Genomic DNA, 24,305 nt, shown 5'->3' on the forward strand with positions numbered 1-24,305 from the left:
ATGAATGAGTTACAGATCGAAGACATCAAGGTCGACGAAGATAAGGCGGCGATGGTCCTGCTGGTGGACGATCAGGCCATGATCGGCGAAGCCGTGCGTCGCGGGTTGTCGAATGAAGAGAACATCGACTTCCACTTCTGCGCCGACCCGCATCAGGCGATCGCCCAGGCGGTGCGCATCAAGCCGACGGTGATTCTCCAGGATCTGGTCATGCCCGGCCTGGATGGCTTGAGCCTGGTGCGTGAATACCGCAATCACCCGGCGACCAAGGACATTCCGATCATCGTGCTCTCGACCAAGGAAGATCCGCTGGTCAAAAGTGCGGCATTTGCCGCCGGCGCCAATGATTACCTGGTCAAGCTGCCGGACAACATCGAACTGGTGGCGCGCATCCGCTATCACTCGCGTTCTTACCTGACCCTGTTGCAGCGCGATGCCGCCTACCGTGCCTTGCGGGTCAGCCAGCAGCAGTTGCTCGACACCAACCTGGTGCTGCAACGCCTGATGAACTCCGACGGCCTGACCGGCCTGTCGAACCGCCGTCACTTCGATGAATACCTGGAACTGGAATGGCGCCGCTCATTGCGTGACCAGAGCCAGTTGTCGCTGCTGATGATCGACGTGGACTACTTCAAGACCTACAACGACAGCTTCGGCCATCTGGAAGGTGATGAAGCGCTGCGCAAGGTCGCCAACGCCATCCGCGACGCCAGCGCCCGACCGTCGGACCTGCCGGCCCGCTACGGCGGCGAAGAATTTGCCCTGGTGCTGCCCAACACTTCGCCGGGCGGTGCCCGCCTGGTGGCGGAAAAACTGCGCCAGACCGTGGCCGCGCTGAAAATCCCGCACATCGCACCCACCGAAGGCTCCAGCCTGACCATCAGCGTCGGCCTGTCGACCATGACCCCGCAGCCTGGCAGCGATTGCCGGCAACTGATCTCGGCGGCCGACAAGGGGCTGTACCAGGCCAAGCACAATGGCCGCAACCAGGTAGGCATCGCCTGAACCCCTGACCTGTAGGTGTAGGAGCGAGCTTGCTCGCGATGAACGCCAGAACGCCGCGGTGTGTCAGACCGCCCGCGTCATCGTTGACGTTCATCGCGAGCAAGCTCGCTCCTACAGGGGAGGGCGTTTTCGACCAAGCGGACTGCCGCTGGCAGTCGTTTGGCGTTATACTCGCCGGCTTTCAAAAGTTCGCCTACGAGTGCTGCCCGCCATGGAAATCAACCCGATCCTGAACACTATCAAGGACTTGTCCGAGCGCTCCGAAACCATTCGGGGGTATCTTTGACTACGATCAAAAGCATGAGCGTCTGACCGAGGTCAACCGCGAGCTTGAAGATCCGAGTGTCTGGAACAAGCCTGAATACGCCCAGGAACTGGGCCGTGAGCGTTCTGCGCTGGCGCAGATCGTCGAGACCCTGGACGAATTGTCCGGTGGCCTGGCCGATTGCCGCGACCTGCTGGACATGGCCGTCGAAGAAAACGACGAAGGCGCCGTCGATGACGTGATCGCCGAACTGGCCCGCCTGGAAGAGAACCTGGCCAAGCTGGAATTCCGTCGCATGTTCAGCGGCGAGATGGACCCGAACAACGCCTACCTGGACATCCAGGCCGGTTCCGGCGGCACCGAAGCCCAGGACTGGGCCAACATCCTGCTGCGCATGTACCTGCGCTGGGCCGACAAACGCGGCTTCGACGCCACCATCATGGAACTGTCGGCCGGTGAAGTCGCCGGGATCAAGGGTGCCACCGTGCACATCAAGGGCGAGTACGCCTTCGGCTGGCTGCGCACCGAGATCGGCGTGCACCGCCTGGTGCGCAAGAGCCCGTTCGACTCCGGCAACCGTCGCCACACCTCGTTCTCCGCGGTATTCGTCTCGCCAGAGATCGACGACAAGGTGGAAATCGAGATCAACCCGGCGGACCTGCGCATCGACACCTACCGTTCCTCCGGTGCCGGTGGTCAGCACGTAAACACCACCGACTCGGCCGTACGTATCACCCACGTACCGACCAACACCGTGGTCAGCTGCCAGAACGAACGTTCCCAGCACGCCAACAAGGACACCGCCATGAAAATGCTGCGGGCCCGGTTGTACGAGCAGGAAATGCAGAAACGCAACGCGGCCTCCCAGGCCCTGGAAGACAGCAAGTCGGATATCGGCTGGGGTCACCAGATCCGCTCCTACGTTCTCGATGCCTCGCGGATCAAGGATCTGCGCACTAACATCGAACGCAGCGACTGCGACAAGGTGCTCGACGGCGACATCGACGAATACCTGGAAGCCAGCCTGAAGTCCGGGCTGTAAAGCAAGACAAGATCGGCTGACACCCCGCTCCTTATGTAGGAGCGGGCTTGCCCGCGATCCCCGCGCCGAAGGCCGGGGACAACGAACCTGTGATGGAATTTTTAAAGACATGAGCGACCTAGAACTCGACCCGCAAGCCCTGCAACAGGAAGAAAACTCCCTGATCGCCCTGCGCAAGGAAAAGCTGGCTGCCGAGCGCGCCAAGGGCAACGCCTTCCCGAACGACTTCCGCCGCGAAAACTACTGCGATGCCTTGCAGAAACAGTACGCGGACAAGACCAAGGAAGAGCTGGCAGAGGCTGCAATCCCGGTCAAGGTTGCCGGTCGCATCATGCTCAACCGTGGCTCGTTCATGGTGATCCAGGACATGACCGGTCGCATCCAGGTCTACGTCAACCGCAAGACCCTGTCCGAAGAAACCCTGGCCGCGGTGAAAACCTGGGACATGGGCGACATCATTGCCGCCGAAGGCACCCTGGCCCGTTCCGGCAAGGGCGACCTGTACGTGGAAATGACCAGCGTGCGCCTGCTGACCAAGTCCCTGCGCCCACTGCCGGACAAGCACCACGGCCTGACCGACACCGAACAGCGCTACCGCCAGCGTTACGTTGACCTGATCGTCAACGAAGACGTGCGCCAGACCTTCCGCGTGCGTTCGCAAGTCATTGCCCACATCCGCAGCTTCCTGATGAAGCGCGACTTCCTCGAAGTCGAGACGCCGATGCTGCAGACCATCCCGGGCGGCGCGGCGGCCAAGCCGTTCGAAACCCACCACAACGCGCTGGACATGGAAATGTTCCTGCGTATCGCGCCTGAGCTGTACCTCAAGCGCCTGGTGGTTGGCGGCTTCGAGAAAGTGTTCGAGATCAACCGCAACTTCCGTAACGAAGGCGTTTCGACTCGTCACAACCCTGAATTCACCATGTTGGAGTTCTACCAGGCCTACGCCGACTACGAAGACAACATGGACCTGACCGAAGAACTGTTCCGCGAGCTGGCGCAGCTGGTGCTGGGCAGCACCGACGTGCCGTACGGCGACAAGGTGTTCCACTTCGGCGAGCCGTTCGCACGCCTGTCGGTGTTCGACTCGATCCTCAAGTACAACCCTGAGCTGACCGCCGATGACCTGAACGACATCGACAAGGCCCGTGCCATTGCCAAGAAAGCCGGCGCCAAGGTGCTGGGCTTCGAAGGCCTGGGCAAGTTGCAGGTGATGATTTTCGAAGAGCTGGTCGAGCACAAGCTGGAGCAGCCGCACTTCATTACCCAGTACCCGTTCGAAGTGTCGCCGCTGGCCCGTCGCAACGACGACAACCCGAACGTCACCGACCGTTTCGAGCTGTTCATCGGTGGTCGTGAAATCGCCAACGCCTACTCCGAGTTGAACGACGCGGAAGACCAGGCCGAGCGTTTCATGGCGCAGGTGGCCGACAAGGACGCCGGCGACGACGAAGCCATGCACTACGACGCCGACTTCGTTCGCGCGCTGGAGTACGGCATGCCGCCAACGGCCGGTGAGGGCATCGGCATCGACCGCCTGGTGATGCTGCTGACCAACTCCCCGTCGATCCGCGACGTGATCCTGTTCCCGCACATGCGGCCACAAGCGTAAATGTTTCAACTAAAAAGCCGCCTGAATTGGGCGGCTTTTTATTGCCTGTCTGGTACAAACGTATCAAATGGTTACTTTTGCAGTAGAGAGGAATCCAGGTTGTGAATGGCGCAATGGCTCAAGAAGGTGCAGCGGATATCGCCACGGCGGTCGCTGAAAGTGTCCAGTATCAGGGGCGCAAGGCCAGCCGCCAGGGCAGCGAGCAGCGGCGCCAGGACATTCTCGATGCGGCCATGCGCATTGTCGTGCGCGAGGGTGTGCGGGCCGTGCGTCACCGTGCGGTCGCCGCCGAGGCCGGTGTGCCGCTGTCGGCCACCACTTACTATTTCAAGGACATTGATGACCTGCTCACCGATACCTTCGCCCAATATGTAGAGCGCAGCGCGGCATTCATGGCCAAGCTGTGGGTGAACAACGAAGGTTTGTTGCGCGAGATGGTGATCAGCGGCGACGGCAGCCCGGAGTCGCGCTCGCAGTTGGCGGACGACATTGCGCGATTGATGGCCGACTATGTTCATCGCCAGTTGATCAACCGCCGCGAGCACCTGATGGCCGAGCAGGCGTTCCGCCAGGAGGCGCTGCTCAACCCGCGTCTGGCAGAGCTTGTGCGTTCCCATCAGCAGATTCTGTTGCAGGGCTCGTGTCAGTTGTTCCAGGTATTGGGCTCGCGTGAACCGCTGCAGGATGCCAAAGTGTTGACGGCGATTATCGGACGGATGGAATATCAGGGCCTGCTCAACGAAGCCGAGCCGGATGCCGAAACCGAAATGCTCGGCATACTCACGCGTTATATGCATTTGGTGCTGGCTTCGGTTTAACTCCTACCCTGTAGGTGTAGGAGCGAGCTTGCTCGCGAGGCGGTGTGTCAGGCGATTGATGTGTGGCTGAAAAAACGCATCGCGAGCAAGCTCGCTCCTACAGGGGAGAGGAGAGAGGCATACATTCCACAATGGAGTATCGAATGAAAGCCTGGCGTGTGGTCGTGATTGCCTTGTCGGTGCTGTTGCTCAGCGGTTGCCTGGTGACCTTCAAGGAGCCATTGCCGGCGAACGACCCCGCGCCCAAGGGATTGCTCGGCAAATGGACCAGCACCAACGCCTGGGGTGAGCCGATGAGCCTGGAACTGACGCGCATCGGCGACAATCGCTATCAGGCGGTGAGCTACTTCCAGGCCCGGCCCAAGGAGCGCGAAGCCTATCCCTTCACGGTTTCGCGTCACGGCAGCCGCTGGTATCTGTCGGCGAAGGTGCCGGCGCAGTTCGGCGGGCACTTCACCATTGCCGGTTTCGAAATTACCGACAAACATGAACTGGTGGTCTACAACCTCGACCTCGAGCAGATCAAGCAGGCCCTGGGGCAGAAAGCCCTCAGCGGCGAAGGATTCCAGACCGACGATGGCGACGGCGTGTTGATCGACAGCGGCATGCAACAGGTCTTCGCCTACCTCGACGATCCGGCCAATACCGATGTGTTCGTCGAGGCAGTGCGCTACCAGCGTCAGGCCAAAGCCAAATAAACCCAGTACAGAACGGTTTTCTACAGGAGTTTCGGGTGGACGATTACCAGCAGACGATCCGCGTTTTGTCCGATCGCATAGTCCTGGCACAGACGCCGATTCGCGTCCTCGATGCGGTGAAGTGGGACGAGAACATCCGCAAGGGTTTCCTCAAGGCCAAGGGCAAGGAAATGCCGGCGGTGGACCGCGATTACTACCTCAACCGGCCGCTGTCTTTCGATTCCAGCAAAGTGAAGCTGGAGTTCCAGAACATCGAGCGCGACATCACCCGGCAACTGGGGCAGTTCAACCCGGTGGGCCAGATCATGCGCCGCATGTGCAAGGAATACCGCATGGTGGTGCGCATGCTCGAAGCGCGCGGCACCGAGGACTTCGGCCTGATTTCCCAGGAACTGTACGGCGCGGCGTCCGATGCGTTCCACGCCGGTGACCCGACGCTGTCTGACCTGGGCCTGATGCTTTCCGATTACCTGAACAACATCGACGGCCGTGGCGATCTCAAGGACGAACCGAAAATCCTCACCGCCAAGGACGCCGTGGACCTGCTGCAAACGCGCTTGAGCCGCGTGTTCGGCGAGGCCGAGGAAACCATTCGGGTGTTCGAGTCCGACGGCATTGTCGCGGACGCGGCGGCGGGCGCCGACTACATCAAGATCCGCACCGACGCCATGTTCAACGAGCGTGACGTGCGCGCCCTGGAAGTTCACGAAGGGCTGGTGCACGTGGGCACCACGCTCAACGGGCTGAACCAGCCGATCTGCACGTTCCTGTCCAAGGGCCCGCCCTCGTCGACGGTGACCCAGGAAGGCCTGGCGATCCTCATGGAAATCATCACCTTCGCCTCCTACCCGAGCCGCCTGCGCAAGCTGACCAACCGCACCCGCGCCATTCACATGGTCGAGGAGGGCGCGGACTTCCTGCAGGTGTTCGAGTTCTTCCGTGAACAGGGCTTCGAAATGGCGGAAAGCTACGGCAATGCCAGCCGGGTGTTCCGTGGCTCGGTGCCGACGGGCCTGCCATTCACCAAAGACTTGTCCTACCTCAAGGGCTTCATCATGGTTTACAACTATATTCAGTTGGCCGTGCGCAAGGGCAAGCTCGAACAGGTGCCGCTGCTGTTCTGCGGCAAGACCACCCTGGAAGACATGCGCACCTTGCGCCAACTGGTCGATGAAGGCCTGGTGGTGCCGCCCAAATACCTGCCGGAACAGTTCCGCGACATGAACGCGTTGTCGGCGTGGATGTGCTTCTCCAACTTCCTCAACCACCTGAGCCTGGACCGGATCGAGGCGGATTACTCCAACATCCTGTAAACCCGGTGATGTCTCAACCTGTGTGATTTGAACCTGTGGGAGCGAGCCTGCTCGCGATAGCTGCTTAACATTCGACATCCGTGTGCCTGATACTCCGCCATCGCGAGCAGGCTCGCTCCCACAATGGATCGTCTTCCAGCCAAAATTTGCGAGGTTTCAACGGATGAGAATCCTCGGCATCCTCTGCCTTCTCCTGACCCTCGGCGGTTGCAGCTCGCTGCTGTTCTACCCCGAGCCCGGCCAGTTGTTCACCCCGGAAAAAGCCCATCTGGAATACCGCGACGTCACCCTGACCACCGCCGATGGCGTCAGGCTGCATGGCTGGTGGTTGCCGGCGAAAAAAGGAGTCGAGGTCAAGGGCACGGTGTTGCACCTGCATGGCAACGGCGGCAACCTGCCGATGCACCTGGGTGGCAGCTACTGGTTGCCGGAGGAGGGTTATCAGGTGCTGCTGATCGACTATCGCGGTTATGGATTATCTGAAGGTGAGCCCAGTCTGCCGGCGATTTATCAGGACATCGACGCCGCGTTCAAATGGCTCGACCAGACGCCGGAAGTCCAGGGCAAGCCACTGGTCCTGCTTGGCCAGAGCCTGGGCGGGTCGATGGCCGTGCATTACCTGGTCCAGCACCCCGAGCGGCAAAAGCAGCTCAAGGCGTTTGTCCTCGACGGCGTGCCGGCCAGTTACCGCAGTGTCGGCCAGTTTGCCTTGAGCCATTCATGGCTGACCTGGACGTTCCAGGTGCCATTGTCGTGGCTGGTGCCCGACGGCGACAGCGCCATTCACTCCATGGCGCAGCTCGATGGCGTGCCCAAGCTGATCTACCACAGCATCGACGATCCGATCGTGCCCCTTTCCAACGGCATCCGACTGTATCAAGCTGCGCCGCCGCCGCGCGTGCTGCAACTGACCCGTGGTGGGCACGTGCAGACCTTCGCCGATCCGGTATGGCGCAAGGTCATGCTGCGTTACCTGGACGACCCGCAGCACTTCGACGGTCTGCGCCGCCTGGGGGAAATCCCCAACTACCCGGCCCCCGAACATTCAAAAGATGAACCACCAGAGAGCCCGCAATGAGTGAAGAACGTAACGCCATCCCGCTGATCATCACCGGTATCTGCACCATCCTCGGCACCGTCGGGGCGCTGTGGTGGTACGGCTACCTGCACTTCGCCAAGCCGGAGGATGCGTTGCTGCTCAACGACTTCACCATGCTCAAGACAGTGCCGGGCGAGGACTACAAGATTTCGCTGCAACCGGCCGCGCAAGTGGCGCAGTGCATTGATGGCGTGCTGGTGATGTTCGACACCGAACAGAAAGGCCTGACCGGCGTACTGGTCAACAACAAGAAACAGGCCGTGCGCTGCATGGGCCAGGAAACGCCGCAGAAGCTGGAGCCGTAATTCGAGTTCGGACCAACCCCATACCACTGTGGGAGCGAGCCTGCTCGCGATAGGGCCAGAACGTTCAACCGATTAGTTGACTGTCCGACCGCTATCGCGAGCAGGCTCGCTCCCACAGGGTTTTTGCGTTACGGCGTATTACTGAGTGTTGGCACTCACGGCCGAACGCGGCATCACCGGCTGGTTATCGTTGGAGATGGTCACTTCCACCCGACGATTCATCGCCCGGCCGGAAGCCGAGGAGTTCTCCGCCACCGGGTATTCCTTGCCGTAGCCCTGGGCGACGATGCGCGCCGGGTCAACGCCCATTTTCACCAGCGCGGTGCGCACGGAACCGGCACGACGCTCGGACAGCGACTGGTTATGCGACGCCGTACCGGTGCTGTCGGTGTAGCCTTCGACGATCACCTTGCGATCAGGGTTTTCCTGAAGGTACTGCGCCAGCTTGTTGATGTTCACCAGGCCGCTGGACTTGAGGTCGGCGCGGTCGGTGGCGAACAGCACATCACCGAACGTCACCAGCGTGCCGCGATCGGTCTGCTTGGCGTTGAGGCTGTCCTGCAGCTGTTTGATCTGCTGGTCGCGGGCATCCAGGCGCGCCTGGGCGCGTTGGGCCGCGGCGTTTTTCAGATTGGCTTCAGCGGTGCGCAGGGCGATGGTCTGCTTCGCCACTTCAACACGCTGATTGGTCAGGTAGGCCAACTGATCAACCTTGTGCTCGTCTTCCTTGTCCAGATAAGCCTTGTCGGCCTTGTCCAGGTAATCGCTGGCGTCCTTGGTTTCCAGTGCCGCGACTTTGCTCGCCTGTGGATCGGCTTGCAGGCCGCTGTAGTTGGTGCGGGCCTGTTCCAGGTTGGCATTGGGCGGCGTGGAGCACGCGGCGAGGGCAACGCTGGCGGCCAGCAGGGCAGGGATCATCAATTGATTGCGCATGGGTTTCGTCCTTTTAAGTCGAGTAAGAAATACGTCGCGGCGGCGCTTACTGCACGGTGCGCTGGCTTTCCTGACGCAGTTCCTGAACCCCTTTCTGAGAGTCCTTCACCGCCTGTTCAGCCTTGACGGCCTGGGCCTTGCGTTCGGCGACACGAGCATCCCATTCGGCTTGCTCGGCGAGCATCCGGGCCTGGTCGTACTTCTTGTCGTGCATGGCGATTTCGGCTTGTTTGAGCTTGTCCTGGGCGGCTTTCATTTCCACCGCGGCGAACTCGGTGCCGCCGGCGCTGACCGCATTGTTCACGGCTGACTCGGTCACGGCATATTGCTCGGTGGGCGGGTTACCGGCGCAACCGGCCAGAACCAGGCTGCCGCCGAGGGCCAGGGCAGCCAGTTTGAGGCTGCGCAGGTGGTTCGATGAGGACTTGGCAGTGCTGATCTTCATGGTCTTCAACTCCATTGGAAAAACTCCTGAACAACTGAAAATCCATCCTGGGAACGGAGCCGTGATCACAGCGTGTTTCAAAAACGGACATCCCAGGTGTGGTTACTGGGTGTGACCGAAGGCATTTTTTAAAAGTTCAGAGAAGATGGCCTGTTGCCCAAAAAAACTTTGACCGAACGGACAAGGCTTGAAAACGGGAACTTTGGCGGTGTGGCGGGGTATGCAGACCCCTGTAGGAGCGAGCTTGCTCGCGATGCGGTGGGTCAGCCTATTCATTTGTCGCTGATCTACCGCTATCGCGAGCAATCGAGCGTCGACCGGCTGCTCCTACAGGTCCGGGAGAGTTGAAAAAATCAATGCTTCTGCTTGTCACCACCCGACGCCAGGTCATGCAGATGGCGACGTGAAAGGGCGAGAAAACGTGGCGTCGGACCAACGTCCTCATACAGCGGATCGCCTTCTTCGTCAGTGGCGACCACGGTCGAACCCTTGACGTAAGGAAAGCTCTTTTCCAGTTCCTCGAGGGCGGCGCCGATCAGTTCGCCGAGCAATTCTTCGGGATGCCGTTTGGGATACATGTCGACGATCGCCGCCAACCGTGCGGCGGCTTCGACATCCAGGTGAATCGAGTAACCGGTGTCGGTCAGGTTGCCTTTACCGGTTTCTTCCCAATGCTGGGCAAGCTCACGGATTCTCATAATTACCTCATTGCACGCCTGCAAAAGCAGGTCGGTAAGTGTCCGGTCGTGACCGGTATAAGCCGTCGTACGGCTTACTCTTCAGACTAGCTTCTGCGCCATGAGTTTAATGACCCTTCGTCGTCTGCTTGTAAGAAGCGCTTTGCGGCGGCACTCTTGGTGCAAATGGCAGCTCATTCCAAGACCCCTGGATCTTTCGCTGGAGAACGGCTGATGACTGATATTGATGCACGCTTGCGCGAGGACGTTCACCTGCTGGGTGAACTGTTGGGCAATACCATTCGTGAACAGTACGGGGACGGGTTTCTCGACAAGATCGAGCAGATCCGCAAAGACGCCAAGGCTGACCGTCGCGGCTCGATGGACGAGCAATTGAGTGCCAGCCTCAACCAGTTGAGCGAAGACGAATTGCTGCCGGTCGCGCGGGCGTTCAACCAGTTCCTCAACCTGGCCAACATCGCTGAGCAATATCAGCTGATTCATCGCCGCGAAGAGTCGCAACCGGCGCCCTTCGAAGCACGGGTGTTGCCCGAGCTGCTGGCGAGTTTGCTTGCCAAGGGCCACAGCACCGAATCCCTGGCCCGCCAGCTGGGACGACTGGAAATCGAACTGGTCCTCACCGCGCACCCGACCGAAGTGGCGCGCCGCACGCTGATCCAGAAATACGACGCCATCGCCGCGCAGCTTGCCGCCCAGGACCACCGCGACCTGACCAGCGCCGAGCGCGCGCAGATTCAGGCCAGGTTGCAGCGCCTGATCGCCGAAGCCTGGCACACCGAAGAAATCCGCCGCACCCGCCCGACACCGGTGGACGAAGCCAAATGGGGCTTCGCGGTGATCGAGCATTCGTTGTGGCACGCCATCCCGAACTACCTGCGCAAGGCCGACCAAGCCCTGCAAGACGCCACCGGCCTGCGCCTGCCGTTGGAAGCCGCGCCGATCCGCTTCGCCTCGTGGATGGGCGGCGACCGGGACGGCAACCCCAACGTCACCGCCGCCGTGACCCGCGAAGTGTTGCTGCTGGCGCGCTGGATGGCGGCTGATCTCTACGTGCGCGACATCGACCACCTCGCCGCCGAACTGTCGATGCAACAGGCCAGCGACGCACTCAGGGCCAAGGCCGGCGACAGCGCCGAACCGTATCGTGCGGTGCTCAAACAGTTGCGCGAGCGCCTGCGCGCTACCCGCAACTGGGCGCATGCCGCCTTGAGCAGCGAGACGCCGGCACCCGCCGACGTGCTGCAGAACAACCGCGACCTGCTCGAACCGCTGGAGCTCTGCTACCAGTCGCTGCACGAGTGCGGCATGGGCGTGATCGCCGATGGCCCGTTGCTCGATTGCCTGCGGCGGGCGGTAACCTTCGGCTTGTTCCTGGTGCGCCTGGATGTGCGCCAGGACTCGTCGCGACATTCGGCGGCGATGACCGAAATCACCGACTACCTGGGCCTGGGTCGGTATGAGGACTGGAGCGAGGAAGAGCGCATTGCCTTCCTGATGCGCGAGTTGAGTAATCGTCGGCCCTTGCTGCCAGCGCATTTCAAACCGTCGGCCGACACCGCCGAAGTGCTCGCCACCTGCCGGGAAGTCGCTGCCGCACCGGGGGCTTCGCTGGGTTCCTACGTGATCTCCATGGCCGGCGCGGCTTCCGATGTGCTGGCCGTGCAATTGCTGCTCAAGGAGGCCGGCGTACTGCGGCCGATGCGCGTGGTGCCGCTGTTCGAGACCCTCGCCGACCTCGACAATGCCGGCCCGGTGATCGAAAAGCTGTTGCTGCTGCCGGGGTATCGCGCCCGCCTGCAAGGGCCGCAGGAAGTGATGATCGGCTATTCCGATTCGGCCAAGGACGCAGGCACCACTGCCGCGGCCTGGGCGCAGTATCGGGCGCAGGAGCGTCTGGTCGACATCTGCCGCGAACAACAAGTGGAGCTGCTGCTGTTCCACGGCCGCGGCGGCACCGTGGGCCGTGGCGGTGGCCCGGCTCACGCGGCCATTCTGTCGCAGCCACCGGGTTCGGTGGCCGGGCGTTTCCGTACCACCGAGCAGGGTGAAATGATTCGATTCAAATTCGGCCTGCCGGACATCGCCGAACAGAATCTCAACCTGTACCTCGCCGCGGTGCTCGAGGCGACTCTGTTGCCGCCGCCACCGCCGGAGCCGGCCTGGCGTCACCTGATGGATGAATTGGCCGCCGATGGTGTCAGTGCTTACCGCGCCGTGGTGCGGGAAAATCCGCAGTTCGTCGAGTACTTCCGTCAGTCCACTCCGGAACAGGAACTGGGGCGCCTGCCGCTCGGCAGTCGTCCGGCCAAGCGTCGTGCCGGCGGGATCGAAAGCCTGCGGGCGATTCCGTGGATCTTCGGCTGGACCCAGACCCGCCTGATGCTGCCGGCCTGGCTCGGTTGGGAAGCGGCGTTGAGCAACGCACTGGCGCGTGGCGAAGGCGAACTGCTGGGGCAGATGCGCGAGCAGTGGCCGTTCTTCCGTACCCGCATCGACATGCTCGAGATGGTGCTGGCCAAGGCTGACGCCGACATTGCCCGCTCCTATGACGAACGACTGGTCGAACCGGACCTGTTGCCATTGGGTGCGCACTTACGCGACCTATTGTCGCAGGCGTGCTCGGTGGTTCTTGGATTGACCGGTCAGTCGCAGCTACTGGCACATAGCCCAGACACCCTGGAATTCATCCGCTTGCGTAACACCTACCTCGATCCCCTTCATCTATTACAGGCCGAACTGCTGGCGCGTTCGCGACGCCAGGAAGTGGCGCAGGACAGCCCGGTGGAGCAGGCGCTGCTGGTGTCTGTGGCGGGGATTGCCGCCGGTTTGCGCAATACCGGCTAAAGTCTTTGCCGTGGGGGCAGGCATCCGGCGCAGGCGTCGGATGCCGCTGTCGGGCTGGCGGAAAAATGCGGCCAGGCGACAGTTAATGATGGGGTTGCGACTTGGGGAACCGCGCCAAAAGGACGCAGGAAGCGGCGGTTTCTCCGACTTTTGGCGGCTTGTGTGGTCGCAGCCTGCTGTGTATCTTGATCAGCCTTTGGCCGTTTGGGCGGTCACGACCCTTTTTTTGAGATTGGCCCCACGAGGCGAATCTGTCGTTTCTACATAAAAAAATTGAGGAGCACATCGATGCGCGTCATTCTGCTGGGAGCTCCCGGGGCCGGTAAAGGTACTCAGGCTAAGTTCATCACCGAAAAATTCGGCATTCCGCAAATCTCCACCGGCGACATGCTGCGTGCGGCGGTCAAGGCTGGCACCGAGCTTGGCATCAAGGCCAAGAGCATCATGGACGCCGGCGGCCTGGTCTCTGACGACCTGATCATTGCACTGGTCAAGGACCGTATCGCCCAGGCCGACTGCGCCAAGGGTTTCCTGTTCGACGGCTTCCCGCGCACCATTCCACAGGCAGAAGCCCTGGTAACGGCCGGTGTCGAGCTGGACGCGGTCGTTGAAATCGCCGTCGAAGACGAAGAGATCGTCCAGCGTATTGCCGGTCGCCGTGTACACGAGGCCAGCGGCCGCGTTTACCACATCGTCTACAACCCGCCGAAAGTGGCTGGCAAGGACGACGTGACCGGTGAAGAGCTGGTACAGCGCAAGGACGACACTGAAGAAACCGTGCGTCATCGCCTGTCGGTCTACCATTCGCAGACCAAGCCGCTGGTGGCGTTCTACCAGAACCTCTCCGCTGCCAATGGCAAGCCGAAGTACAGCCACATCGAAGGCGTCGGTTCGGTCGAAGCGATCACCGCCAAGGTGCTTGCAGCCCTGAGCTGAAAAGTCTGACCGGTTGCATCATCCACGGCCCGCTTGCGGGCCGTAGTTGTTTATACTGGCGCACTTTTTTCTGACTCTCTTTTACGGATACATCAATGAGCACCTTGCTGGCCCTGGACACCGCGACTGAAGCTTGCTCCGTTGCCTTGCTGCACGACGGCAAAGTGACAAGCCATTACGAGGTGATCCCGCGCCTGCATGCACAGAAGCTTTTGCCGATGATCCAGCAACTGCTCGCAGACGCCGGCACCACCTTGCAGGCGGTGGACGCCATTGCGTTCGGCCGTGGGCCGGGCGCCTTCACCGGCGTGCGGATTGCCATCGGTGTGGTGCAGGGGCTGGCGTTCGCCCTTGATCGCCCGGTGCTGCCGGTGTCGAACCTGGCAGTGCTGGCGCAGCGTGCCTATCGCGAACACGGCGTCAGCCAGGTCGCTGCGGCCATCGATGCACGCATGGACGAGGTGTATTGGGGTTGCTACCGCGAGACGGCGGGGGAGATGCGCCTGTTCGGCGCCGAAGCGGTATTGCCGCCGGAAGTGGCGGCGCTGCCGGCCGATGCCACAGGTGACTGGTTTGGTGCCGGCACCGGTTGGGGTTATGGCGAGCGCATCGGCGTGAACCTGATCGGCCAGGACGCCGGCATGTTGCCCCACGCCGAAGACTTGCTGACCCTGGCGCGATTCGCCTGGGCGCGCGGGGAATCAATCGTGGCGGATGAGGCGCAGCCGGTTTATCTGCGGGACAAGGTGGCGACGCCGAAGGCGCGGTAATTCTGCCAGACCGTGGGCCCCCTATCGCGAGCAAGCTCGTTCCTACAGGTTTTGCGGCGTGCACAGAATTCGCTCACGACGCTGACCCTGTAGGAGCGGGCTTGCCCGCGATAGCAATCTAATGGCAATCCCCGCCAATCGTCGTTTTATAACCTTAGTTTTAAACCTTTTGTCGTTTCTGTGTTCTAGTTATCACTCAGCAGTTTGCGAAGCACAGCAAGTGCCACTAGACTGCCATCATTGATACCGAGCATGACATTATGCGCATAGACGGCCTCTCCACTCCTTCGTACCCCATCAAGCGCAAGCCTCGCAAAGGGCGTTTGGTCGAGGGTGAATCCGTCGAGATCGAAGGCGAACTGGAGATTCCCTCCGAGGAGCAATTGGCCGCTCGCGCTGCCAAGGCCTCCGCGCAACGCCTGAGCAATCTGCCGGCCCGTCAGCAGGACATGATCTACCACCGCGCCATGAGCAAAAGCGTGGCGATGGCCCTGGCCAGCTACCTCAGCACCGCAGGTTTCGTCGATTGGGATGCGGATGTGTTGGGTCTCGACCTGTACATCTGATGCGGCTGCCTTACTTCATAGGCTGCCCGTCCTGGAGTGAAAACGCCTGGCGCGATTACCTCTATCCCCAGGATTCCAAACCCGCAGAGTTTCTCGATCTCTATTCGCAAGTCTTCAATGCCGTGGAAGGCAACACGACCTTCTACGCGAGTCCGGCTGCCAGTACCGTGCAGCGTTGGGCCGAGACCATGCCCGGACATTTTCGCTTCACGGCCAAGTTCCCCGGCGACATCAGCCACGGTGGTGACCTGCGCGATCAGTTGACCGCCACTGAAACATTCCTGCAACTGCTCAGCCCTTTGGGCGAGCGGGTGTCACCGCTGTGGCTGCAACTGTCGAAAAGCTTCACGCCACAGCGCCTGCCGGAACTGGCGGCGTTTATCGACGCGGTGGACCGGCCGCTGGCCATCGAAGTGCGTCACGACGAGTTCTTCGCCAAGGGCGATGCCGAACGCCGCCTCAACCGACTGCTGCTGGACCGCGGCGTCGAGCGGATCTGCCTCGACCCGCGCGCCCTGTTCAGTTGCACTTCGACCGATCCCGCGGTGCTGCACGCGCAGTCGAAGAAACCCCGAGTACCGCCGCGCCCGGCGGCCTTCACCCAGTGGCCGCAGGTGCGCTTCATCGGTCATCCGCAGTTGCAGGCCAACGACCCGTTCCTGGTGCCCTGGGTCGAGAAAATTGCCCTGTGGATCGAAGAGGGGCGCACGCCGTATATCTTCCTGCACACCTCGGACAACGTGCTCGCCGCCAGGCTGGCGCAACGTTTTCACGCACAACTGATGCTGCGTTTGCCTGGCCTGCCGCCGCTGCCTGAGCTATACAGAGAACCCGCCGCCGAACAACTTGGCTTGCTCTGAGGCGGGTTCGTCCCCCTTTCCAGGAGCCTGCCAATGGATGCGCAAACCCTTCGAGCCCAGGCGTTCAAAGCGTTGCACGAACGCAACGAGGCCTTTGTCATTCCCAATCCGTGGGACGCAGGATCGGCGAAAATGCTCGCCAGCCTCGGTTTTGAAGCGCTGGCGACCACCAGTGCCGGCTATGCCTTTTCCCGGGCGCGTCCCGATGGCGGGCTGACGCTGCAAGAAACGCTGGAGAACGTCCGGGCAATCGTCGCCGCGACCGATCTGCCGGTGGCCGTCGACCTGGAGAATGGTTTTGCCGACGATCCGGGCGAATGTGCGCAGAGCATTTTGCAGGCGGCCGCCGCCGGCGCTGTCGGTGGTTCGATCGAAGACGCCACCGGCCGTGAAGGCACGCCGATCTATTGTTTCGACCACGCGGTCGCCCGGATCGAAGCGGCAGTGGCGGCGGCTCGCAGTCTGCCCTTTGCGTTCATGTTGACCGCCCGCGCGGAAAATTACCTGCACGGCAATCCCGATCTCGATGACACCATTCGCCGCTTGCAGGCCTTCTCTGAAGCCGGTGCGGATGTGTTGTATGCGCCGGGCCTGCGCAACGCCGATGAAGTCTTGGCGGTGGTGCGCGCGGTGGCGCCGAAACCGGTGAATGTGTTGATGTCCGGTGGGCTGAAACTGACGGTCGGGCAACTCAGTGAAATGGGCGTGCGGCGTGTCAGCGTGGGTTCGGCACTGGCCTTGGCGGCGCTGGGTGAATTCTATCGAGCCGCAGAAGAGATCAAGACCTCGGGTACGTTCACCTTCACCTCGCGGTCCATGCCCTACGTGCAGGCCAATCAACTGTTCAAAGGCTGACGATGCGCATCCTGCGGGTGCTGTTGCTGCTGACACTGATGGTCGGCGCGGCGGCGGTGGGTGTCTGGCGGGGCTGGATCGCGCTGCCACCACAGTGGAATCCGTGGGCGCCGCTGGACGTCAGGGCTGCACCGAACCTGCTGACCCGCTACAAGCTGATGCGTTTGCGTGACGACCCGCAGTTGTGCGAGCAGGCGCTGGGCACTTCCGGCCTGCGCGTCACGCCTCAGGCCGACAGCCCGGACGCCAAATGCCCGCTGGCCGATGCCTGGCGCGTGCAGGGCGGCAATGTGGCGCTGAGCAGCAGCTTTCTCGCCAGTTGCCGGCTGGCCGTGTCGTTTGCCCTGTTCGAGCGCCACGCCTTGCAACCCGTGGCGCAGTCGGTCTACGGGCAAGCGGTGACACGGGTCGATCACCTTGGCAGTTTTGCCTGTCGTAATGTCTACGGGCGCGAGAACGGCCGGCTCAGTCAACATGCCTCGGCCAATGCGCTGGATATCGCCGGTTTTCGCCTGGCCGATGGCCGGGCGATCAACGTGCTCAAGGATTGGCCCAGGGACAATCGGGACGCACGTTTTCTACGTGAGGTCCGCGATGGCGCCTGTGATCTGTTCAGTGTGGTGCTGAGCCCCGACTACAACGCCGCCCATCGCAATCACTTTCATCTGGATGTCGGGCCGTGGTGGGTGTGTCGCTGAGGTTTAGGCGGCGATGCGCAGGTTCTGCAGGACGATCGGGCGTGCCCAGCCAATGTCGAAATCGAAGTTTTTCTGTTGCTCCGCCAGCTCTTCAGGTGGGTACGGCGGGAACGGCTTATCGAGCAGGTCCAGTTCGAACTCGGCAATCGGCAGGTGCAGCGGACGCGGTTGCGGCGCGGCGCCTGGCTCCGGCAGAGCCTGGCCGTTGGTCAGCACGATGGGGCGCACCCAGCCGCTTTCGAAGTCCTGTTGCTTTTGCTGAGCGACGATTTCGTCCGCCGGGAACGGTGGGAACGGTTTGTCGGCCAGGTCCATTTCGAACTCGGCAATCGGCAGGAACAGCGGCTCGGGTGGCTTGACCTCGGTTTCCTTCACGTCGCATTCACGCTGGGAAATGATGTGCGCCAGCAGCTCGCTGCCAATCGTGGGTTCTTCAGGGCTTTCCAGATCGACCGGTGGGAAATCCAGGGACGCCGGCACCACATCGCCCGACTGCTCGGCCAGGGCCTGGGCAAAAAAATCTTGCCACAGGTGACTGACGCCGCTCAGTGCCTGGGAATTTCGCAGGCCAAAATCGCCGTAGGGCGAGATGTAACCTATCGATGTGGGTTGGATGTTTGACATTTTTTTCTGAAGAGGCCCGGCTCTGGCAAAATGCTCGTTAGTGTTGTTATCGGCCGATTTTGCCGATCATTAATTTTTTGAGCGTGTTTTCCCATGATTGAACAACCGGCGGCGTGCCGCATCCATGTCGAAGCCCTGGACACGGCATTCGAGCCACAGGCGGCGCAATGGGCCGAGCGCCTGGGCCTGCCCTTGCAGGTGAACGACGGTGAATTTGCCTTGCAAGTCGGCGAGCAGGGGTTGCAGTTGCAACAACTGGGGGCGGATGCGCCGGGGCCGGTCCGCGTGGATTTCGTCGAGGGTGGCGCGGCCCATCGTCGTTTGTTCGGCGGCGGCACCGGGCAGATGATCGCCAAGGCGGTGGGCATCGCCCAGGGCGTGCGTCCGCGGGTGCTGGATGCGACGGCCGGGCTGGGCAAGGACGCGTTCGTGCTGGCGAGCCTGGGCTGTGAAATGAGCCTGATCGAGCGCCAGCCGTTGATCGGTGCCTTGCTGGAAGATGGCCTGGCACGCGCGGCAGAGGATTTCGACGTGGCGCCCATCGTGGCGCGCATGAATCTGCTCAAGGGCAACTCGATCGACCTCATGCGCAACTGGGAAGGCGAGCCGCCGCAGGTGATCTACCTCGACCCGATGTTCCCCCACCGTGAGAAAACCGCGTTGGTGAAAAAGGAAATGCGCCTGTTCCGCCCGCTGGTGGGCGATGACCCCGATGCCCCGGCCTTGCTCGAAGCGGCATTGGCCCTGGCCAGCCACCGGGTGGTGGTCAAGCGCCCGCGCAAGGCGCCGTGCATTGCCGGGCCGAAACCGAGCCATGCGCTGGATGGTAAATCCAGTCGCTATGACATTTATCCCAGGAAGGCCCTCAAGGCTTGAGACCGAGGTGCTGCCATCGCGAGCAGGCTCGCTCCCACAGGAGATCGGTGTGGGAGCGAGCCTGCTCGCGATTGATCTTCAGGTCGCCACCGGCCGATAAGCCCGCATAAACAACCCCACCACCTCGCGCACATGCGCCTCTGCCGCCTCCCCGGTCAGCGGCTCGCCGCAGCCATACAGCAGGCGAAAATTCCCCGCGCCCTTGAGCAGGCAAAAGAAGTGCTCGGCCGCATTGCGCGGTTTGTCGATACTCAGCGCGCCGCTCTGATCCACCTTGCCCAGCAGGCGCTCCATGCCCAGCAGCATGCGCTCGGGGCCGGCCTCGAAGAAGATCTGCGAGAGCTTCGGGTCCTGGCTGCCCAGCGTCATCATCAGGCGGTGCAGGTTCACCGACTCGTTGCTGTTGATCAGGTGATGAAAGCCGCGGGCGATGTTCAACAGCACCGAATCCACGGCGATGCCGTCCGGCAACTCGAAAAACAGCGGCGGCAATTGCTCTTCGCACTTGGCCACCACGGCGGCAGAGAACAGCGTCTCCTTGTCGTTGAAATGGCTGTAGACGGTCAATTTCGACACGCCCGCTTCGGCGGCGACAGCGTCCATGCTGGTGTTCGCATATCCATTGCTCAGAAACAGGGTTTTCGCCGCATCGAGGATGGCCTGGCGCTTGGCCAGATCCTTGGGGCGGCCCGGACCATTGGATGCTGAGGGATTGTTCGACATTATTCGCTTTTATTACTGGACTGGTGAGTTTGCTATTAATAACATACTGGCCAGTATAATTATTCCAAGCACCATTAGCGAAAGGTCAATCACCATGTTCCGCTATGCCGCGTCCCTCGCATTGCCAGTCAGCCTGGCGTTTTTATTGTCGGCGTGTGGGCATGAAGAGGCGCCGCAGGTCACCGTCAGGCCGGCCATGGTGGTTCAGCCAGAGCCTTCGGCGCAGGCGCTGGAGAGTTATCCCGGTGAAGTTCGCGCACGCTACGAGCCGGAGTTGGCCTTCCGCATTGGCGGCAAAGTCAGCCGACGACTGGTCGAGGAAGGGCAGCGGGTCAAGGCCGATCAACCGCTGGCGGAACTCGATCCCCAGGACGTTCGCCTGCAACTGGAAGCGACCCGTGCCCAAGTGGCGGCAGCGGAAGCCAACCTGAACATGGTGCGGGCCGAGCGCGATCGTTACAAAACCCTCATGGACCGCCAGTTGGTCAGCCGCTCGCAATACGACAACGCCGAGAACCTCTACCGTTCCGGCGAAGCGCGGCTCAAGCAGATCAAGGCCGAGTTCAACGTCTCCAATAACCAGGCCAGTTACGCAGTGCTGCGTGCGCCCCAGGATGGCGTGGTGGCCAAACGTTCGGTGGAAGTCGGCCAGGTGGTCGCCGCCGGCCAGACGGTATTCACCCTCGCCACCGATGGCGAACGCGAAGTGCTGATCAGCCTGCCGGAACAGAATTTCGGACGCTACAAAGTCGGCCAACCGGTGGCAGTGGAACTCTGGACCCAGCCCGATCAACGTTTCAGCGGCCGCATCCGTGAACTGTCACCGGCGGCCGATCCGAAGTCCCGAACCTTCGCCGCGCGTATCGCCTTTACCGCCGGCAAGGTCCCGGCGGAGCTTGGCCAGAGTGCCCGGGTGTTCATCCAGACCGCCGATGTGGTCGCGCTGTCGGTGCCGTTGTCGGCACTCACTGCCGAAAATGGTGCCACCTACGTGTGGGTGCTGGGCGCCAACAACACCTTGAAAAAAGTCGCGGTCCGGGTCGGTGCCTTTGGCGAGAAAAGCGTGCCGGTGCTCGAGGGCTTGAGCGCCAGTGATTGGGTGGTGGCGGCCGGCGTCCATGTGCTGCACGACGGGCAGCAGGTGCGCCCGGTGGATCGCTCCAACCGCGTGGTCAATCTGGCGGACAAGGAGTAATCCCCGATGGGCTTCAATCTTTCCGAATGGGCGCTGCGTAATCGCCAGATCGTCCTGTTCCTGATGCTTCTGCTGGCGATTGTCGGCGCACTGTCCTACACCAAACTCGGCCAGAGCGAGGATCCGCCGTTCACCTTCAAGGCCATGGTCATCCGCACCATGTGGCCGGGCGCCACCGCCGAAGAAGTGTCCCGCCAGGTCAGCGAACGCATTGAAAAGAAACTGATGGAAACCGGCGAGTACGATCGCATCGTGTCGTTCTCCCGCCCGGGCGAATCCACCGTGACTTTCGTGGCCCGGGACTCCATGCACTCGGTGGATATTCCTGAGCTCTGGTACCAGGTGCGCAAGAAGATCAGCGACATTCGCCACACGCTGCCGCCGGGCATTCAGGGGCCGTTTTTCAACGACGAGTTCGGCACCACCTTCGGCAACATCTACGCGCTGACCGGTGAAGGGTTCGACTATGCGGTGCTAAAGGATTATGCCGACCGCATCCAGATCCAGCTGCAACGGGTCAAGGATGTGGGCAAGGTCGAGCTGCTCGGGTTGCAGGACGAGAAAATCTGGATCGAACTGTCCAACGTCAAGCTCGCCACCCTCGGTTTGCCATTGGCGGCGGTGCAACAGGCGATCGAAGAGCAGAACGCGATGTCCACCGCCGGTTTTTTCGAAACCAGCAGCGAGCGCTTGCAGCTACGGGTCTCGGGAAATTTTCAGACGGTCGATGAGATCAACAACTTCCCGATCCGGATCGGTGATCGTACGTTCCGCGTTGCCGATGTCGCCACGGTGCATCGCGGCTTCAATGACCCGCCGGCGCCGCGTATGCGCTTCATGTCGCAGGACGCCATCGGCCTGGCCGTGGCGATGAAGGACGGCGGTGACATTTTGGTCCTGGGCAAGGCACTGGAAATCGAGTTTGCCCGCATCCAGAAAAACCTGCCCGCCGGCATGCAACTGCACAAAGTCTCCGACCAGCCTGCAGCGGTGAAAACCGGTGTCGGCGAGTTTGTCCGGGTACTGGTCGAAGCCCTGGTGATCGTGTTGCTGGTGAGCTTCTTTTCGCTCGGGGTACGCACCGGCATGGTCGTCGCGCTGGCGATTCCGCTGGTGCTGGCGATGACCTTCGCCTGCATGTATTACCTGGGCATCGGCCTGCACAAGATTTCCCTTGGCGCGCTGGTGCTGGCGCTGGGCTTGCTGGTGGACGACGCGATCATCGCCGTGGAAATGATGGCGATCAAAATGGAGCAGGGCTTCGACCGGATCAAGGCCGCCAGTTATGCGTGGACCAGCACGGCGTTCCCGATGCTCACCGGTACGCTGATCACCGCCGCCGGCTTCCTGCCGATTGCCACCGCGCAATCGGGGACCGGCGAGTACACCCGCTCGATTTTCCAGGTGGTGACCATCGCCTTGCTGGCGTCGTGGATCGCCGCCGTGGTGTTCGTGCCCTATCTGGGGGAAAAACTCCTGCCGGACCTGGCGAAGATTCACGCGGCCAAACATGGCACAGGTCAGCCGGACCCCTACGGGACGCCGTTCTATCAGCGCGTGCGACGGTTGGTGGAGTGGTGCGTGCGTTGGCGCAAAACGGTAATCGCTGCGACCGTAGTGTTGTTCATCGCCTCCATCGTGCTGTTCCGTTTTGTCCCGCAACAGTTCTTCCCGGCTTCCGGACGACTGGAGCTGATGGTCGACCTGAAACTGGCCGAAGGCGCGTCGCTGCGCAACACCGCTGACGAAGTCAAACGCCTGGAAGGCTTGCTGAAGGATCACGCCGGCATTGATAACTACGTGGCCTACGTCGGCACCGGGTCGCCGCGTTTTTACCTGCCGCTGGACCAGCAACTGCCGGCGGCGAGCTTCGCCCAGTTCGTGGTGCTGGCCAAGTCCATCGAAGAACGTGAAGCGCTGCGCACCTGGTTGATCGAAACCCTCAACGAACAGTTCCCGACCCTGCGCTCGCGGGTGACGCGCCTGGAGAACGGCCCGCCTGTGGGGTACCCGGTGCAGTTCCGGGTCACCGGCGAGCACATCGAGGAAGTCCGTGCCCTGGCCCGCAAGGTCGCGGCGAAGGTGCGCGAAAACCCCCATGTGGCGAACGTGCACCTGGACTGGGAGGAACCGAGCAAAGTGGTGTACCTCAACGTCGATCAGGACCGCGCCCGCGCGCTGGGCGTCAGCACGGCGAACCTGTCGAAGTTCCTGCAAAGCTCGCTCACCGGTTCCAGCGTCAGCCAGTACCGCGAGGACAACGAGCTGATCGAAATCCTCCTGCGCGGCACCGTGCACGAGCGCTCCGAATTGTCGTTGCTGCCCAGTCTTTCCGTGCCTACCGACAACGGTCGCAGCGTTGCCCTGTCGCAGATCGCGACGCTGGAATACGGCTTTGAGGAAGGCATCATCTGGCATCGCAACCGCTTGCCGAACGTCACCGTACGCGCCGATATCTACGGCAAGGAACAACCGGTGACCCTGGTGCAGCAGATCATGCCGACACTGGACCCGATCCGCGCCGAATTGCCCGATGGTTATCTGCTGGAGGTGGGCGGCACTGTGGAAGATTCCGCCCGTGGGCAGAACTCGGTGAAGGCCGGAGTGCCGCTGTTCATCGTGGTCGTGCTGACCTTGCTGATGCTGCAATTGCGCAGTTTCTCACGCACGGTGATGGTGTTTCTGACGGCGCCACTGGGGCTGATTGGCGTGACCCTGTTCCTGATGGTGTTCCGCCAGCCGTTCGGCTTCGTGGCGATGCTCGGGACCATCGCGCTGTCGGGGATGATCATGCGCAACTCGGTGATTCTGGTTGACCAGATCGAGCAGGACATCGCCGCCGGGCTCAAGCCGTGGCAGGCGATCATCGAAGCCACGGTCCGGCGCTTCCGCCCCATCGTGCTCACCGCACTCGCCGCCGTACTGGCCATGATCCCGCTGTCACGCAGCGTATTCTTCGGCCCGATGGCCGTGGCCATCATGGGCGGCCTGATCGTCGCTACGGCGCTGACACTGCTGTTCCTGCCAGCCCTCTACGCCGCGTGGTTCCGCATCAAGAAAGAACCGGTATGACCACACCCATGGCCAAAAAACTGTGGGAGCGGGCTTGCTCGCGATGGAGGCCC

The 24,305-nt window shown here is 61.7% G+C and carries 23 protein-coding genes; 18 read left to right on the top strand and 5 right to left on the bottom strand.

The features are described from left to right. The 8 genes from ABVN20_RS19200 to ABVN20_RS19235 all read left to right on the top strand — a co-directional run bounded on the left by ABVN20_RS19200 (nt 1) and on the right by ABVN20_RS19235 (nt 8,157). Complete coding sequence (locus ABVN20_RS19200) at nt 1-1,005, top strand: diguanylate cyclase (RefSeq protein ID WP_368557270.1); 1,005 nt, start codon at nt 1-3, stop codon at nt 1,003-1,005. 211 nt (nt 1,006-1,216) lie between these two features. Continuing rightward, nucleotides 1,217-2,312, top strand: a protein-coding gene (gene prfB / locus ABVN20_RS19205) for a peptide chain release factor 2 (RefSeq protein WP_368557271.1) whose coding sequence is annotated in 2 segments (ribosomal slippage) — nt 1,217-1,288 and nt 1,290-2,312 — 1,095 coding nt in all. Because the reading frame shifts where the segments join, the coding sequence is not laid out codon by codon here. Nucleotides 2,313-2,421: 109 nt separating this feature from the next. Continuing rightward, complete coding sequence (gene lysS, locus ABVN20_RS19210; protein WP_368557272.1) at nt 2,422-3,924, top strand: lysine--tRNA ligase; 1,503 nt, start codon at nt 2,422-2,424, stop codon at nt 3,922-3,924. A 113-nt stretch (nt 3,925-4,037) separates the two neighbouring features. Continuing rightward, complete coding sequence (locus tag ABVN20_RS19215; protein ID WP_368557273.1) at nt 4,038-4,742, top strand: TetR/AcrR family transcriptional regulator; 705 nt, start codon at nt 4,038-4,040, stop codon at nt 4,740-4,742. Between the two features lie 143 nt (nt 4,743-4,885). Continuing rightward, a complete protein-coding gene (locus tag ABVN20_RS19220; RefSeq protein WP_368557274.1) occupies nt 4,886-5,440 on the top strand; it encodes a hypothetical protein in 555 nt (184 codons plus the stop codon). A 35-nt stretch (nt 5,441-5,475) separates the two neighbouring features. Next, nucleotides 5,476-6,753 (top strand): flavohemoglobin expression-modulating QEGLA motif protein, encoded by a 1,278-nt coding sequence (locus ABVN20_RS19225; protein ID WP_368557275.1) that lies wholly within the window; start codon nt 5,476-5,478, stop codon nt 6,751-6,753. Nucleotides 6,754-6,916: 163 nt separating this feature from the next. Next, nucleotides 6,917-7,831 carry an alpha/beta hydrolase gene (locus tag ABVN20_RS19230; protein WP_368557276.1) on the top strand — a complete coding sequence of 305 codons (915 nt, stop codon included), beginning with the start codon at nt 6,917-6,919 and terminating at the stop codon, nt 7,829-7,831. Then, entirely contained in the window at nt 7,828-8,157 is a 330-nt protein-coding gene (locus ABVN20_RS19235) for a hypothetical protein (RefSeq protein WP_368557277.1), read from the top strand. The genes ABVN20_RS19230 and ABVN20_RS19235 overlap by 4 nt, the downstream gene beginning before the upstream one ends. Nucleotides 8,158-8,295: 138 nt before the next feature. On the opposite strand, the gene ABVN20_RS19240 is transcribed toward ABVN20_RS19235, so the two are convergent. The 3 genes from ABVN20_RS19240 to ABVN20_RS19250 form a co-directional block, all read right to left on the bottom strand. Next, a complete protein-coding gene (locus ABVN20_RS19240) occupies nt 8,296-9,090 on the bottom strand; it encodes an OmpA family protein (protein WP_368557278.1) in 795 nt (264 codons plus the stop codon). 46 nt (nt 9,091-9,136) lie between these two features. Beyond that, nucleotides 9,137-9,550 carry a DUF4398 domain-containing protein gene (locus ABVN20_RS19245; protein WP_368557279.1) on the bottom strand — a complete coding sequence of 138 codons (414 nt, stop codon included), beginning with the start codon at nt 9,548-9,550 and terminating at the stop codon, nt 9,137-9,139. Nucleotides 9,551-9,888: 338 nt separating this feature from the next. Continuing rightward, a complete protein-coding gene (locus ABVN20_RS19250; RefSeq protein ID WP_368557280.1) occupies nt 9,889-10,233 on the bottom strand; it encodes a pilin assembly protein in 345 nt (114 codons plus the stop codon). Between the two features lie 213 nt (nt 10,234-10,446). Here ABVN20_RS19250 and ppc point away from each other — a divergent pair, with 213 nt between their 5' ends. The 7 genes from ppc (at nt 10,447) to ABVN20_RS19285 (ending at nt 17,762) form a co-directional block, all read left to right on the top strand. Then, entirely contained in the window at nt 10,447-13,077 is a 2,631-nt protein-coding gene (gene ppc / locus ABVN20_RS19255; protein ID WP_368557281.1) for a phosphoenolpyruvate carboxylase, read from the top strand. Nucleotides 13,078-13,365: 288 nt separating this feature from the next. After that, nucleotides 13,366-14,013: an adenylate kinase gene (gene adk / locus ABVN20_RS19260; protein WP_368557282.1), complete on the top strand. Its 648-nt coding sequence runs from the start codon at nt 13,366-13,368 to the stop codon at nt 14,011-14,013. Between the two features lie 95 nt (nt 14,014-14,108). Beyond that, complete coding sequence (tsaB, locus tag ABVN20_RS19265; RefSeq protein ID WP_368557283.1) at nt 14,109-14,783, top strand: tRNA (adenosine(37)-N6)-threonylcarbamoyltransferase complex dimerization subunit type 1 TsaB; 675 nt, start codon at nt 14,109-14,111, stop codon at nt 14,781-14,783. A gap of 260 nt (nt 14,784-15,043) precedes the next feature. Further along, nucleotides 15,044-15,349: a hypothetical protein gene (locus tag ABVN20_RS19270; RefSeq protein WP_368557284.1), complete on the top strand. Its 306-nt coding sequence runs from the start codon at nt 15,044-15,046 to the stop codon at nt 15,347-15,349. Then, nucleotides 15,349-16,209, top strand: a complete 861-nt coding sequence (locus ABVN20_RS19275) for a DUF72 domain-containing protein (RefSeq protein WP_368557285.1) — start codon at nt 15,349-15,351, stop codon at nt 16,207-16,209. The genes ABVN20_RS19270 and ABVN20_RS19275 overlap by 1 nt, the downstream gene beginning before the upstream one ends. 33 nt (nt 16,210-16,242) lie before the next feature. Further along, nucleotides 16,243-17,064 carry an oxaloacetate decarboxylase gene (locus ABVN20_RS19280; protein WP_368557286.1) on the top strand — a complete coding sequence of 274 codons (822 nt, stop codon included), beginning with the start codon at nt 16,243-16,245 and terminating at the stop codon, nt 17,062-17,064. A 2-nt stretch (nt 17,065-17,066) separates the two neighbouring features. Then, a complete protein-coding gene (locus tag ABVN20_RS19285) occupies nt 17,067-17,762 on the top strand; it encodes an extensin family protein (RefSeq protein ID WP_368557287.1) in 696 nt (231 codons plus the stop codon). Nucleotides 17,763-17,765: 3 nt separating this feature from the next. On the opposite strand, the gene ABVN20_RS19290 is transcribed toward ABVN20_RS19285, so the two are convergent. Further along, nucleotides 17,766-18,386, bottom strand: a complete 621-nt coding sequence (locus ABVN20_RS19290; protein WP_368557288.1) for an energy transducer TonB — start codon at nt 18,384-18,386, stop codon at nt 17,766-17,768. A gap of 96 nt (nt 18,387-18,482) precedes the next feature. Between ABVN20_RS19290 and ABVN20_RS19295 the strand changes: the two genes are divergently transcribed. Continuing rightward, the gene (locus ABVN20_RS19295; RefSeq protein WP_368557729.1) at nt 18,483-19,262 is read left to right on the top strand and encodes a class I SAM-dependent methyltransferase; all 780 of its coding nucleotides are present in this window, start codon (nt 18,483-18,485) and stop codon (nt 19,260-19,262) included. A gap of 78 nt (nt 19,263-19,340) precedes the next feature. Here ABVN20_RS19295 and ABVN20_RS19300 read toward each other — a convergent pair whose 3' ends face one another. Further along, nucleotides 19,341-19,985 carry a TetR/AcrR family transcriptional regulator gene (locus ABVN20_RS19300; protein WP_368557289.1) on the bottom strand — a complete coding sequence of 215 codons (645 nt, stop codon included), beginning with the start codon at nt 19,983-19,985 and terminating at the stop codon, nt 19,341-19,343. A 94-nt stretch (nt 19,986-20,079) separates the two neighbouring features. Between ABVN20_RS19300 and ABVN20_RS19305 the strand changes: the two genes are divergently transcribed. Both ABVN20_RS19305 and ABVN20_RS19310 read left to right on the top strand, forming a co-directional pair. Further along, nucleotides 20,080-21,180 (top strand): efflux RND transporter periplasmic adaptor subunit, encoded by a 1,101-nt coding sequence (locus ABVN20_RS19305; protein ID WP_368557290.1) that lies wholly within the window; start codon nt 20,080-20,082, stop codon nt 21,178-21,180. A gap of 6 nt (nt 21,181-21,186) precedes the next feature. Continuing rightward, nucleotides 21,187-24,252, top strand: coding sequence for an efflux RND transporter permease subunit (locus tag ABVN20_RS19310; RefSeq protein ID WP_368557291.1), 3,066 nt, complete (start codon nt 21,187-21,189; stop codon nt 24,250-24,252). Nucleotides 24,253-24,305 lie beyond the last annotated feature (53 nt).

The organism is Pseudomonas sp. MYb118, assembly GCF_040947875.1.
In the GTDB taxonomy this organism is placed as follows: Bacteria; Pseudomonadota; Gammaproteobacteria; order Pseudomonadales; family Pseudomonadaceae; genus Aquipseudomonas.